Source organism: Nostoc sp. CENA543 (assembly GCF_002896875.1).
GTDB lineage: Bacteria > Cyanobacteriota > Cyanobacteriia > Cyanobacteriales > Nostocaceae > Trichormus.
Map to the genome: position 1 here is coordinate 6652762 of NZ_CP023278.1, position 15327 is coordinate 6668088.

The 15327-nt window shown below is 40.7% G+C and carries 9 protein-coding genes; 2 read left to right on the forward strand and 7 right to left on the reverse strand.

Features of this window, described 5'->3' with window-relative positions; all coding sequences use genetic code 11:
- Positions 1-121 precede the first annotated feature (121 nt).
- Together CLI64_RS27925 and CLI64_RS27930 are read left to right on the forward strand one after the other, a co-directional pair.
- Complete coding sequence (locus CLI64_RS27925) at positions 122-1168, forward strand: DUF1822 family protein (RefSeq protein WP_103140258.1); 1047 nt, start codon at positions 122-124, stop codon at positions 1166-1168.
- 748 nt (positions 1169-1916) lie between these two features.
- Entirely contained in the window at positions 1917-6575 is a 4659-nt protein-coding gene (locus CLI64_RS27930) for a CHAT domain-containing protein (protein WP_103140259.1), read from the forward strand.
- Positions 6576-6914: 339 nt separating this feature from the next.
- Here CLI64_RS27930 and CLI64_RS27935 read toward each other — a convergent pair whose 3' ends face one another.
- From CLI64_RS27935 to CLI64_RS27965, 7 genes are all read right to left on the reverse strand, one after another.
- Positions 6915-8816: an alpha-amylase family glycosyl hydrolase gene (locus tag CLI64_RS27935; protein WP_103140260.1), complete on the reverse strand. Its 1902-nt coding sequence runs from the start codon at positions 8814-8816 to the stop codon at positions 6915-6917.
- A gap of 268 nt (positions 8817-9084) precedes the next feature.
- Positions 9085-10260, reverse strand: coding sequence for a formate-dependent phosphoribosylglycinamide formyltransferase (gene purT, locus CLI64_RS27940; RefSeq protein WP_103140261.1), 1176 nt, complete (start codon positions 10258-10260; stop codon positions 9085-9087).
- Positions 10261-10309: 49 nt separating this feature from the next.
- Positions 10310-10807 (reverse strand): pentapeptide repeat-containing protein, encoded by a 498-nt coding sequence (locus CLI64_RS27945; protein ID WP_192881617.1) that lies wholly within the window; start codon positions 10805-10807, stop codon positions 10310-10312.
- 281 nt (positions 10808-11088) lie between these two features.
- On the reverse strand, positions 11089-11376 hold the full coding sequence (locus CLI64_RS27950) for a hypothetical protein (RefSeq protein WP_103140263.1): 288 nt from the start codon (positions 11374-11376) through the stop codon (positions 11089-11091).
- A 6-nt stretch (positions 11377-11382) separates the two neighbouring features.
- On the reverse strand, positions 11383-13323 hold the full coding sequence (locus CLI64_RS27955) for an ABC-F family ATP-binding cassette domain-containing protein (protein ID WP_103140264.1): 1941 nt from the start codon (positions 13321-13323) through the stop codon (positions 11383-11385).
- Between the two features lie 151 nt (positions 13324-13474).
- On the reverse strand, positions 13475-13897 hold the full coding sequence (locus CLI64_RS27960; RefSeq protein WP_103140910.1) for a DUF1824 family protein: 423 nt from the start codon (positions 13895-13897) through the stop codon (positions 13475-13477).
- Positions 13898-13950: 53 nt separating this feature from the next.
- Entirely contained in the window at positions 13951-14793 is an 843-nt protein-coding gene (locus CLI64_RS27965; RefSeq protein ID WP_192881751.1) for a prohibitin family protein, read from the reverse strand.
- Between the last annotated feature and the right edge of the window lie 534 nt (positions 14794-15327).

The following is a 15327-nucleotide window of genomic DNA, read 5'->3' on the forward strand; positions in this document are numbered from 1 at the left end:
TTTTTATTTTCTTATGTATTTTCTCTTTTCCTACATCAAAATGTCGTTAACTATACCAAAATAGCTAAACTCACCTAAATTTTAATCGCTGAGATATTGAATTTGATTCAAGGAATGACCGATGATTAACACTCAAAAAAATCCCAATAAATTGAGATTAATAATGCCAGAGTTAATTTTGCTAGAACCAGAGCATTTTGAAACAGCAAAAAATATTACTTACCAAGTATTTGATGAACTGCAACAGTGGCAAATATATTTAAATGCGCTGGCATCCTTGGGATTTATTCAATGGTTACAAGAATATTTCCCAGAACAGCAAATTTCCCAAACACAACCGAGTAACGATAACTGTAATTATATTCAGCTAGATAAATTCAAGCTTTGTTTGATTGCTACAGAAAATCTATTAGATGAATTGGTCAATATACCTGAGTATACTATTAATGAAGCAGAAACTACTGCTCATTTATATGTTGTAATTGAAGTTTTAGAGGAACAAGCAGAATTAATTATTAGAGGAATTTTACGCTACGATCAAATTACTGCATATATAAATATAAGCGGTATACATTCAAGCAATAATTACTATCAAATACCATTATCAGTATTTGATATAGAGCCAAATCATATTATCTTTTACTGCCGTTTTTTAGATGTGGATGCAATTCCCTTACCTGAATTAAAACTCTTCCATCCAAAGAATAATTTATCACAGTCTTTACAAACCAATAAAACTAAATTGAGTCAATGGTTGCAGGGAATTTTCCTAGATGAATGGCAATCAATTACAGCACTGGTTAACTCTGAGATGAGTTTAGCGTTAAATATTAGAAATAGTTCTGAAGGTGTGAAACGAGGTAAAATTATTAATCTAGGGATCAGCCTGGGTAATTATCATGTTGTCCTGTTGATTAGTATTCAAGAAGAGTCTGAAGAAAAAATCCGTGTATTAATTCAATTACATCCTAGTGGAGAAGCTAAGTTTCTCCGGCCTAATCTCAAACTTACTTTACTATCAAAATTAGGCAAATCACTGTGCGAAGTCACATCTAGAAGTCAAGATAATTATATCCAAGTTAATCCTTTTCATGGAGAGAAAGGCAAGCAGTTTAGTGTGGAAGTGAGCTTAGATAACATCAAAATAAAAGAAGATTTTGAAATCTAGAATGAGATTTATTTCTGTAATTGAGCGGTTGAAATATAAAAATATTTAAATCAATTAATTTAATTGAAAAACAAATTCGACTGTAATTTTCTAATTTGCTCAAGATTTTTCAGTATTGCTAAACGCCGCGCTACCGCTAACAGAACTCTCTTGTCAGTAATATTAGATACATTAATGCACCAAAATAATTAAAACAGTTACCAGTCCTCACAACTTATAAGCTGTTAGGCATTTAATTTACACATTGAGGCCGCAGAGGGGCAGGGGTCAGGCTGCAAGGGAGAGGGTTTACAGCTTTTGCCAACATGAAAATGACGCAAGTTAAATGACAATTAGCTTAGAGGGGATTTATTAAGGCCTCTACTTGGTGTGGTAAATAATACATACTAGTTTTCCCATACTCAATGCCCATACTCAATGCCCATTTTTAAGGCAAGTCTACTGTTCACTGTTAATTACCATTAGTAATTAGCAATACTAACTATAGTATTCCTATCTGATTTGTGATAACTCGCGGTGTCCAGATCCCCGACTTCTTTGAGAAGTCCGGGATCTTGTGTCTCATTAATAATTTAGGACTTCTATATAATATTTCGCATTTATGCAAATATTCTTTCTAGGAAAATAAAATATCTATCAATCTTTGGCAATTCAAAGTATCATTTAAATACAAAATCTAGCAATTATAGACAAAAAGCTATAAATTCAGTTGAGAAATAAAAATTGCTTTAATAGTCTCGATATAATAATGAGCAAGACAGTTGTCATCAGTTTGGGTAACGGTGATTTGTACACGGGATTTCCCAGTGTGAAGGCGCAAATTTGGTCAGCAAGTCATCATGCACCAGAACAATGTTTAGGTAGCTTACCGGCTGCACCCAATTTGCGAGAACTATATATAAGTTGGCGAACAAATTATCATGCTTTATGTACTCGTCAAGCAATGCGTTCTCAAGATTGGGAAGAAGATGACGAACTAGAAATAGAAGCAGGGGCTATTACTAATGTTTCCATCATAGATTTTGATGAATTATGTCAACAGTTGCAGTGTAATATTAATAGTTGGCTAAAATCTACGGAATTTTTGACAATTGAACGCAGATTGCGATCGCAACTCCACCCAGCAGAAGAAATCCGCGTCATTTTAGAAACCAACGATGAAACTCTCCGCCCACTACCTTGGCATTGTTGGGAGTTTTTGCGAGATTATCCCAAAGCAGAGTTAGCACTTTCCCGCACAGAGTATCAACGAAGAGATACTACACACACTCCATACAATCGCCACAAAGTCAGAATATTAGCTATTTTGGGCAATAACCAAGGGATTGATTTTCAAAGAGAAACTGCATTTCTACAAAGCCTAGAAAACATAGCAGAAGTCGTGCAGTTAAATCAACCCTCACGCCAAGAATGCAATAGGCAGCTTTGGGATACTGTAGGCTGGGATATCTTATTTTTTGCCGGTCATAGCCACAGCCAAGGTGACACAGGCATAGTTTACATTAATGACAAACCTACTAATAATAGTCTGACAATTCGGGAGTTAGAAGAAGCCCTCACCGCCGCCATTGATAGAGGTTTAAAACTAGCTATTTTTAACTCTTGTGATGGACTAGGATTAGCCAATGCTTTGGGAAAACTGCATATTCCCCAAGTCATTGTCATGCGCGAACCAGTCCCGAACTGCGTAGCCCAGGAATTCTTCCAAAACTTTCTCCAAGCCTTTGCTATCAAGCGTCAATCTTTATATCTAGCAGTACAAGAAGCGCGCAGGCAGTTACAAGGATTAGAAGATGATTTTCCCTGTGCTTCTTGGTTGCCTGTGATTTGTCAAAACCCGGCTGTAGAACCGCCGACTTGGTGGCAATTGGGCGGTATCCCGCCTTGTCCCTATCGGGGCTTATCTGCTTTCCGAGAACAAGACGCACATTTATTTTTTGGTAGGGAAGAGTTCACGGCTAATTTAGTCAGAACCGTGAAAAAAAAGCAGTTTGTGGCGGTAGTGGGGGCCAGTGGCAGTGGTAAGTCTAGTTTAGTATTTGCGGGGTTGATTCCCCAGTTGCGGCAAGAACTGAATGGAAGATGGCAAATTATAGCTTTTCGTCCGGGAAAAAACCCCTTTGAAGCGTTAGCAATGGCGTTAGTGAATTTAGCTCAGGATTTTCCGGCTATTTGCCTAGAGAGTATCTTGGGCTTACCAAAAGATAATAGCAATACTCGCTTACTAGAACTAGATTTAGCGATCGCACTGCAACAAAATCACCAATTACTCCCTAAAATTCTAGAACAGTTTGTACAGCAAGAATTTGGTACTCGCTTACTCCTGATTGCCGACCAATTTGAAGAACTTTATACCCTATCGCCAGAAGTCCAACGTCAGCCTTTTTTAGATTTATTACTCAATGCCTCTAGTTTTACACCTGCCTTTACCATCGTCTTAACCTTGCGGGCTGACTTTTACAGCTATGCCCTATCTTACCGTCCCTTTAGTGATGCCTTGCAAGGTGCAGTCCAGAACCTAGGGCCGATGAACCACAAAGAATTACGTCGGGTAATTGAACAGCCTGCAAAACAAATGCGGGTAGGATTAGAAACAGGATTAACTAATCAATTAATTGCCGAAATAGACCAACAACCAGGAAGTTTACCATTATTAGAATTTGCCCTGACACAACTTTGGGCAAAACAACAACATCGCCTACTCACACATCAAGCTTATCAAGCCATTGGTGGTGTCGAAGAAGCCTTAGCTAACCACGCCGAGGCTGTGTATGCCCAGTTACTAGAAGCAGACAGACTCAGGGCGCAACAAATCTTTATTCAATTGGTACGTTTAGGTAATGAGACAGAAGCTACCCGCAGATTAGCAAATCGTGAGGAAATTAAATCAGAAAACTGGGATTTAGTGACACATCTTGCTTCCTCGCGTCTAGTCGTCACCAACCGCAATGAGTCTACAGGAGAGGAAACAGTAGAAATTGTCCATGAAGCATTGATTAGAAACTGGGGTAGATTAGAACATTGGCTGTTGACGAATGGGGAATTTCTACGTTGGCGAGAACAATTGCGGATTGCGATCGCCCAATGGGAAAATAGCAGCCATGATCAAGGAGCATTATTACGCGGTAAACCCTTAATAGATGCTCAAGAATGGCAAAAACAACGCTGTTGTGAACTCAATCCCAAAGAAATCCAGTTTATTGCCAAAAGCTTAGAACTCAGAGAACTAGAAGCCAAACAACAACAGCAACGACGTAAACTCCTGACTTTATTTCTCACTGCTGGTTTAGTCGTTTCCCTCGGTCTAGCTATTTTCGCTTGGTGGCAAAGTCAAAAGGCGCGTAGTAGCGAAATTAAAGAAATCCATTCCTTAGCTGAAGCCTTAACTAATACCAATCAAGAATTAGATGGATTAATTGCCAGTATTAAAGCTGTCAAACGCGTCCAACACACCCAGGGAATTGATAGCAACACTCGCACTCAAATCATCGAAACCCTACTACAAGCCATCTACTCTGTGCAAGAGAAAAACCGACTAGCAGAACATGAAGGGATGGTAGAAAGTGTGAGTTTTAGCCCTGATGGTCGGTTCATTGCGACAGCCAGCAGAGATAAAACCGTCAAAATTTGGGACTTAAACGGTAAACAACAATCCATCATGCTGCGAGAAGATACAGGCGAAGGCTTTAACAGCGTCGCTTTCAGTCCTGATGGTCAACTCATCGCTACCGCCAGTTGGGATAAAACAGCCAAAATCTGGAGTCGAGACGGTAAATTGCTGCACACTCTCAAAGGACATCAATACGGAGTTTTAGAAGTAGCCTTTAGTCCCGATAGTCAACGACTAGCTACTGCCAGTTGGGATAAAACCGTGAAAATCTGGAGTCGGGACGGTAAACTGCTGCACACTCTCCAAGGGCATACAGATAAAGTCAACAGCGTCACCTTTAGCCCCGATGGTCAACTCATTGCTACCGTCGGTTGGGATAGAACACTCAAACTCTGGAATCTCGATGGCCAAGAATTGCGAACCTTTAAAGGTCATCAAGATATGATTTGGGGTGTCAGTTTTAGCCCCGACGGACAGCAAATTGCTACTGCTAGCGGTGATAGAACCGCCAAAATCTGGAATTTAGATGGTCAAGAACTGCAAACCCTCCAAGGTCACGAAAATGGAGTAAATAGCGTTATATTCAGCCCCGACGGTAAAATAATTGCCACTGCTAGCGGCGATAAAACAGTCAAACTGTGGAAGCGCGACGGTCAACAAATCAAAACCCTCTATGGACACGCCGACGCAGTTAATAGCCTCGCCTTCAGTCCTGACGGTACATCCATCGTTACAGCCAGCAATGACAAAACAGCCAAAATCTGGAAACTCAACAGTCCTCACAGCACTATTGTCAGGGGTCATCAAGACGAAGTTTTTGACTTAGTATTTAGCCCAAATAGTCAACCAGTAGCCTGGGGTGGGAGAAAACCAGGGAAAACAAAAGTTCAGTTAATAGCTACCGCCAGTTGGGATAACACCGCCAAACTCTGGGCAATTGTAGGAAATCAACTGCAAGAACTGCGAACCTTTAATCAGCATCACAACAAGGTCAATAAACTCTCTTTTAGTCCTGATGGTCAGTTAATAGCTACCGCCAGTTGGGATAAAACCGCTAAATTATGGGATCTGGAGGGGAAATTACATCAAACGCTCAAAGGTCACAAAGACACAGTTTGGAGTGTCAATTTCAGCCCCAATGGTCAGTTAATCGCTACCGCCAGTGAAGATAGAACCGTCAAACTCTGGAATCGAGACGGGACATTACGTAAAACTCTCACAGACCATGAAAGTGTAGTGAATACCGTCGTATTTAGTCCAGACAGTCAGCTACTGGCTACAGCAGGTTGGGACAAAACAATCAAAATTTGGTCTATTGACGGTCAACTACAAAGAACATTAACAGGACATAACAGTGGTATTAACAACGTTATCTTCAGTCCAGACAGTCAGCTAATAGCTAGTGCTAGTTGGGATAATACAGCCAAAATTTGGAGTGTTGACGGTAAACTGCTGCATACCTTAGTGGGACATACCAATGTTGTTCACAATGTTGCTTTCAGTCCTGATGGTAAACTTATTGCCACTGCCAGTGGTGATAATACTGTAAAAATCTGGAGTCTTGAAGGTCAACTTTTGCGTACCCTGCGGGGTTACAAGGATGCTGTTTGGAGTGTGCAGTTTAGTCCTGATGGTAAAACTATAGCCACCAGCACTAGATACAATATCATACTCCGGCGTTTATATTTAGGTGATTTAGATTACGTACTGGAGCCTGCTTGTGATTGGGTGAGAGACTATTTGCAGAATAATCCCCATGTGAAACCTGATGAAAAGAGTTTGTGTACTGGAAAGTAATTAGGGGCGGAATACCAATTCGCAATTCGCAATTCGCAATTCGCAATGGGCTAACGCCCCGCTTCGCTAACGCAATGGACTAATGTTCCGCTACGCTAACGCAATTAAGAAAGTCAGATACCATCTGGGTTTCAGGCTTTGCATCTGTTGGTTAATTTTGGTGAATTGGTATAAATCATTCGTGAGAAACAAGATACCCGACCTCTCATACCATTTCACGAAAAATCTGATACAGATGTAAACCCTAAAATCCTTGCTACATCTAAGTTTTTTAATTGCGAATTGCGAATTGCGAATTGTGAATTGGTATCAAAGAAGTTGGGTATCTGCACATTTGAACTATTTCACTAAAATTTGTACTTCCATCGGTTGGAGAGTGACTTTCATCACTCGTATGGGGCCATAACTCTTTTGACCATTGACTTCTGTGATGTTGGCGTTTTTTACTTCCTCCACTGTTTCTGGGAGTTCAATGTTGCGATCCCTAGATGCGTTACTAAATAAAATCTTGAAGGTAGGATAATCAGAATTCATGTGGTAATCAACAATTACATAGACAGACTCAGTTTTTTCTGTGTTTGTATTGGCTACCACCACTACTTCTTGGTCATTCAAGATGCGGGAGAACGCTAACACCCCAGGACTGTAGGGAGAGATGCCATAATTAATGCGATCGCCAGATATGGGACGAAAATATTGTCTTCCGTAGCGTAGTGCAGGCTGGGTTTGACGATATTTCGATAGTTCGGATATAGCTTGATAGAAGGGATGATCATGATTGAAACCGCCTCCTGGCTTACCCCATAAAGCTTGACGAACTACAAGATCCCCAAAATCCGTATTTCCGGGAACAGAACCATTAAGTCCCTGTTCCGTACCGTAGTACATGCAAGGTATCCCTTGTAATGACAATAGACAGGTAATAGCTAAAGTTACTTGGTCTTCAAACTGCCGGGGACGCTCAGGGTTACTGTAGTAAAAGCGACTCTTCACATCATGATTGTCGAAGAATGTCACTAAAAATTTGCTGGCTTCACCATGTGAACTGATGATACCCCGGAGGCTTTCTTTGCGACTTTCATAAAACTCTGCGATCGCTTTTGGTGGTTTTAAGCCTTTCAACACCCCTGGAAGTTGAAAGAACAGAGGAAAATCCAACGCAGCATCCACACCTAATAAATCACCAGATTCATTGGCATGGCGACCGATGAAGTTTCTAATTTTATCCTCTGTGTTGTTTTCGTCCGCCCATATTTCGCCAAAAGTAAAGAAATTTTTCTTCCCAATACTTAAAGCAAACTCACGCATGGCATTACCAAAAACTCTGGCAAAATCCGGTTCAATAAACCTCAATGTATCAATGCGAAAGCCATCAATATCAAACTTAGCAATTAAATATTGGTGAATACGAATTAAGGCATTACGAACTTCCGGTTCATTAGTAATTAATTCTCTTAAGTCGGTAAAATCCCCGCCTTGTTCAGTGTCTCCTCTAGTTCCTCTCCGGCGGAAAACCTTGTTTTTACAAAGTTCTTTAGGCCAAACTACAGCATCAGGATGCAGGTCAGGGTCTTGTTCCACAGGTGCATCTATCCATTGTGGATGCGCCTGACCATTTTTATCATGCCACCTAATATCATAGGGTTGTTCCCCATATTGATCAATTGATTCAACAGTCTGGCCATTAATGAAATAACTGAAAACATTGCCGACATGATTCAATACAATATCAAAAATTACATAAATTCCTCGTGCATGAGCCTCATCAATTAAGGCTTGCAACTCTTCCTCTGGATGTTCTTTATTAGTAACAAATCGCGGATCAATTTGTAAAAAATCTTGAATACCATAACCGTGATATGTAGGTTTATACTGACAATTCTTTAATACCGGAGTAATCCAAATTGCCCCTACCCCTAATTTTTCTAAGTATTCCAACTTTTGACGAATACCTTCCAAAGTGCCACCTTGGAAAACCAGACCTTTTCTCCCTAAAAAATTACCATTGCTATCAAAATTGTCCCAAGCACTCACAGGCGCAGCAGATGGGTTATTAAAGCGGTCAACCATAATAAAGTAAATCCAGACATCCCGCCAATCTTCCGGTGATGGAAAAGGTGATATCACTTCCCTCTGGATCACATCTTGATTTTCATTGACCAAATTAATTTGTTTCTTGGTGGTTCTCTTAGCTGCACTGAGAACATCTTGAACTAATCGGTCATATATTGAGCTAACCATTCCACTCTCCCCAGGTATCTATGACTTTTGTCCTGTATCAGAGAATCTTCTCAACATAGAGATAGATACCAGTCGTTTGAGCTTATGCAGTTACTAGGGGAATGGGGAATGGGGACTGGGGAATGGGGAATGGGGATTGGGGAGACAAGGGAGACAAGGGAGACAAAATATTAATGACTAATGACTATTAACTAATGACTAATGACTAATGACTAATGACTAATGACTAATGACTAATGACTAATGACTAATGACTATTGACTAATGACTATTGACTAACAATCCTAATTTTATTTGCTGCTCTTGTGGCTTTGTCTCTCGCCTCTTGGACACTATCGCCCTTAGCTAAGGCTACTCCCATGCGGCGATAGGGATGGGCGGTGGGTTTACCAAATAATCTGATATCTACATCTTTTTCTGAGAGTGCCTCAGCTACACCTATAAAGGCAATGGCATCTGATTTTTCTGATGCTAAAATTACGGCACTGGCTGAAGCTCCTAATTGTTCTATGTGGGGAATTGGTAAGCCTAAAACAGCTCTAAGATGTAACTCAAATTCGTTGAGGTTTTGGGAGATTAATGTCACCATACCCGTATCATGAGGACGGGGAGATAATTCAGAGAAAATTACTTCATCTTTGGTGATGAAAAACTCTACGCCAAAAATGCCTGCACCCCCTAGAGCATCGGTGACTTTTTTGGCAATTTCTTGGGCTTGTAATATTTTATCTGGAGAAATTTCTGCGGGTTGCCAAGATTCTTGATAGTCTCCTCGCTCTTGACGATGCCCAATGGGTGAACAGTAGATGGTGGGAGAGTTCCACTGTTTAATTGTTAATAGGGTGATTTCAATTTCAAAGTTGATAAATTCTTCAATAATCACCTTTTGACTGTCGCCTCTGGAATTAGCGATCGCATAATTCCAAGCCTGTTCTACTTCCCATGCTGTCTGCACTACAGATTGCCCTTTCCCAGAGGAAGACATCACTGGTTTTACTACATTAGGAAAACCAATTTCATCGGCAACTTTTACTAATTCTTCTAAGCTAACGGCATAACCATATTTAGCAGTTCTAACCCCTAATTCTTGATGGGCTAATTCTCTGATTCTGTCGCGATTCATTGTGTAATTCGTCGCAGCTGCCGTGGGAATAACTGTTATGCCTCGCTGTTCAAATTCCAGCAATTTTTCCGTTCTAATTGCTTCGATTTCCGGTATAATTAGGTCAGGTTTATGCTGAGTGACCACAGCTTCTAAATCATCGGCACTCAGCATTGATATGACCTCGAAACAGTCAGCCACCTGCATAGCGGGCGCGTCAGCATAGCGGTCAACTGCTATTACATAATTACCCAGTCTTTGGGCTGCAATTACAAATTCTTTGCCGAGTTCTCCTGCACCCAATAACATGAGTTTGCGAGGGAGTTTGATGGAATTAATCATTGACTTGTCCAAGCCAGTTTCAATCTAGCAACCTGATAATTTTGAGATTCTAATTATCATCTGCCAAATAGTTAAACCTAGCTCCCCGCAGTTGTAAATCTTTACGTTGCTGCTTATTTAAGCCATTACCTAAGCCGAGTTGACACTCTTCTACTAAGGTATCTATCCAGATAGTTTCATTGAGTGCTGCACCTCTAAGATCAGCTTTTCGCAGATCAGCGTTGGTAAAATTCACGAAAATTAGGTCAGCATTTAATAAGCTGCTACCTTGTAGATTTGCCCCTGTTAAATTCGCCCGAATTAAATTCACTTCATTTAAAACCAAACCCGATAAATCAGCCCCAGATAAGTTAGGGAATTTAACTTGACGAGGGTTTTGCAAAAATTCCATCACACAATTGATGTTGGCATCATTGAGACGAATTTTCGTCAAAAACTGGTAGCGTCCTAAGCCTAATTCTTGGAGAATTTGTAGACGTTGTGGCGGGGTCTGCTCTAGAAAGTGAATAGCATTCGAGCGGAGGTCTTGAGTATGATGATTGATCATGATCATTACTTGGCACTATATCTAACTATCGGATGCACGGCTAAAGTTATCTATAGCCAGATGAACAACACTAACATGAGAACCCAGTCAAATCTCCCACTCAGACAAAGGGTAGCATCTGACTTTCATGACTACGGCAAACTTTTGGTAAACTAAGTTGCAGAATTTTTAAAGAATTAGTTTCTCTCTCCCCCAGGAGGCAGGGGGGCAGGGGGCAGGGTGCAGGGGGAAAGCATACGCTATCTGATTTGTGATAGCTCGTAGCCCATGAGATGAACACATCAGTGAATGATAAAACCTTTACCAACAGAGGCTTTTCCAGATGTAACCCGTCTCCTGCTATCAGTGGGGAGTGAAGATGAGGAAACAATTCTCCTGTATAGCCAGACAACTTGCTGTTTCTGGGCTTCCCCCTGCTCCCTGCCCCCTTTCCTCCCACTTCCTGTCTGCTTCACTTTCTCCTCATGTTGACGCTCCATGCTCAAATCACGATTAACTTGACAAATTTGGTCAGTTTGTGTATCCGTTAATGCCAAGATTGGTAGTAAATTTTGCTTTAGAGCGTTCATTTGTTCTCACCCGTTCTCCAATGAATCGATCTCAGCTAATTCTAACCAGCGATTGGTGGCGATATCAATTGCTTGTTTGAGCGACTCTACTTGTTCGTAGAGTTGCTGGACTTTGGTGTAGTTACCGGGAGTGACTGTTGCTAGTGCTTGCTCAGTTTGGGCTTTTTCCTCCTCTAATTGAGCAATTTTAGTTTCTAGCTGCTCAAATTCCCGTTTTTCCCAATTAGATAACCTACGTTTCTTTTTATTGTCTACATTCCTAGTTTGCGATGTAACTTTTGATTCTTCAGAATTTTTTGTTTTTTCTTTAGTGTTGGCGGTGTTTTGTTGTGCTTCTTCAGCTTTCTTGTAGTCAAGATACACTGAGTAATTGCCTGGATATTGTCGCAGGCTACCGCTTTCTTCTAATGCGAATATTGTATCAACGGTGCGGTCTAAAAAGTAGCGATCATGAGACACTACGATGACACAACCGTTAAAGTCTTCTAGGTATTCTTCTAATACGGCGAGGGTTTGCACGTCTAGATCATTGGTCGGTTCGTCTAAAATCAACACATTCGGCGCGCTAATCAGAATTCGCAACAGAAATAATCGCCGCTTCTCACCGCCAGAGAGTTTATAAATGGGGGCGTACTGCTGATTTCCCGGAAAGAGAAATCTTTCTAGCATCTGGGAAGCTGTAATTTTTGTACCATCGGCGATTTTGACAAATTCCCCTTCTTCTTTAATGTAATCAATCACGCGCTGATTTTCATCTAAGGCAGTGAGTAATGCTTCAGAATGCTGGTCGAAATAACCGATATGAATGGTAGAACCAATTTCTACATTTCCTGCATCTGGCTCTACTCTGCTGGTAATGATATTCATTAATGTGGATTTACCTGCGCCGTTCCCACCGATGATTCCCACTCGGTCTTCGGGGCTAAATTCGTAGGTAAAGTTCTGAATTAGAATACGTCCGTTATAAGATTTGCTAATGCTATTGAGTTCAATGACTTTTTTGCCTATGCGGCGGCTGACTGTGGAGATATCGACTTTACCCTGAGTTTGTTTAAACTCAGTTTCGCGCATGGCTTGAACCCGTTGAATTCTAGCTTTTTGTTTGGTGCTACGGGCTTTTGGCCCCCGTTTTAACCATTCTAGTTCCCTTCTTAATACACCTTGGTGTTTACGTTGGCTACTTTGGGCTGATTCTTCCGCTAGGGCTTTCTTTTCTAGGTAGTATGAGTAGTTACCTGAGTAGGTGTAAATGTCACCTCGGTCAATTTCAATAATGCGATTGGTGACTTGATCTAAAAAATAGCGATCGTGGGTGATTAAGAACAATGCACCACGGAAACGATTCAGATAGCTTTGTAACCATTCTACAGATAGAGCATCGAGATGGTTGGTTGGCTCATCCATCAGCAAAACATCGGGGTTGGCGAGTAAGGCTGTGGCTAGGGCGATGCGTTTACGGTAGCCTCCAGATAAAGTCCCTATGGGTGCATCAAAGTCAACAATTCCTAACTTACTGAGGATGATTTTGGCATTGGTTTCTAATTCCCACGCACCAGTTGCGTCCATACGCTGCATCACTACAGATAAGCGCGACATGAGTTGACTGTCTTCTGGGTAATGGGCTAATTTATCAGAAATTTCTTCATATTCTTTGACCAAAGCCATTTGTTCGCCACTGTCAGCAAAAATTTGCTCTAAAACTGTGCGATTTTCATCTAAATCGGGCTGTTGGGGTAGGTAGATGATGTTAGCACTAGAGCTGCAAGTAATTTGACCGCTATCGATTGGTTCTAGCCCTGCGATCATTTTTAGTAGGGTTGATTTACCAGAACCATTGGTGCCAATTAAACCCACTTTGTCAGTGACATCTATACTAAAGCTGGCATCTTTTAAAATCTCTTTGATTCCAAAGTCTTTTTTAACTGATTGTAGGGTGATGATGCTCATAGAATTTTAAAAGCAGCTGATGAACTGATAGGTGGGGCATGAAGCTCACTTTTGGAGATGCACTAAAAGAGAAATTTGAGAGATTTGGGAAGTTCAGAGATTTATCTATGAGGTACATTAATTTTAATAACAATGTACCTCAAAACTTTGCCTAATTTTCGACAAATAAATCAAGTGGTAGATGCCCATACATTTCGTTGATGCCTCCTTCTTTATGAGATTGGCAAGAAACTAATACACCCCGATGATGTCCTACATAGGAATCGAGGTAACATAAGCCATTTTTGCCATTCAATTTGATATAAACTGGCCCTTCTACTACTGGTAAATCAATGGGTACTTCATAACCCAAGGCATGGGAATAGGTTCTCATGGCCAGTAGGGCTTCGGCGGCTGTGTCTGCACAAATTCCCAAGATTTGATAGTCGGAAAGTTTGGTGAATAAAATTAATGCTTGACGCACTAATTCTTTCTCCGATGGTTTGAGAATGGGAGCGATGTCTAAACAGTTAAATTTGTTGAGAATTTTTTTGGCTTCTGTAGTTGTCAGGTTGGGGTGATTGGGCATTGGCATATATTGTTTCATGGTTGGGAAAATCTTGTTGTGTGTGATTAGGCAAATTATAGTCAGTTTTGGGTATTGCCAAGGTTAAAAATAAAGGGAAAATTCCCTTGAGATTCACTACCCATGACTAAGACTTTAGGCATCTGTGCGCCGCCAGTTTTCCAGGCTTCAATTGCTTCTTTTTGTAGCACTAATTGTCCGCCTTGGGCTTTGAGGGTTTCTGCCAAGAGTCTTTGAGCTTCGGCTTTACCTTTGGCGCGATTAATTTCTGCTTGGGCTTCTTGTTCTGCTTCTCTAGCAACATAGACGGCTCTTTGGGCGCGTTGTTCAGCAATTTGTTTTTCTTCTACGGCTCTGGCAAATTCAGGAGAAAAAGTGAGATCAATGACGCTAGTATCTAATACTATTATTCCATATTTATCTAGGCGATCGCCTAGTGCATTATCAAAGTCTTCTTTGAGTTCACTACGTTTAGTAATTGCCTCTTCTACTGTTCTTTTAGCTGCTGCAATTTTAAATGCTTCCTGTGTTTGGGGAGCAATAATTTTCGAGACAATATTAGCTAATGTTCCTTGTCTTCTTCTCACTTCTACTACCTGGTTAGGATCTAAACGGAAGTTAATCGCAAACCTCGCAGTTAAATTCTGCAAATCTTTAGTAGAACTTTCGGCGGGAACCTCAAATTTCTGCACCGTTAAATCATACACATCAATTACTGAAATAAAAGGTGGTTTTACGTGGATACCTTCAATTAAAGCACCATCTCTGGCTTTCCCTAATATGCTAATGACTCCTGCTTGTCCTGGGTTGATAATAATAAAAGAATTTAACCCAACAATCACCAGGATAGCTAACAATATCCCCAAAACAGTAGTTTGCCAATTTCCTAATTGTTGATTTCTCAAGGTCATTTCTCCTGATGATTGCTTTTGGTGGGGTTGTTAGCCTGTGTTGAGTAAATTTATTATAGATGAGTGGGTTTTTGTGGTGTCTTGGTTAGGTGAGGATGAAAAATACTGGTAGTCTCTCCATTTCATGACTTAATTTCTTGACGACAACTTACCCATATAGTTATCTATGCTATTAGCTGTTAGTTATAGTAAATACTTCTAACTCTTAACTCACAATTCCTAACTCCTAACTCATAATTCCTCACTCAGCACTTAGTCAGGGTAGGTTAATCAGAAAATTATACCTACCTCCAGATGCACTGGTTAAACTTGCCCCTACTACCTTACCAGTGTCATCCGTGTTAACATCAGGTTTTCATAAGAGCGTAGACATTCTGTACATCCTCTTTAACGCCTGTTGAATTATGGACACCAATATCATCAAAAAATTCTGTTAGCGACAGTTGGTTTGGTTGGGAAGCAAATTTGCGGCTTGATTTTGTCAGGGGGAATGAATGCGATAGGGAATGTGGTAGTTAAGCAGCAGGA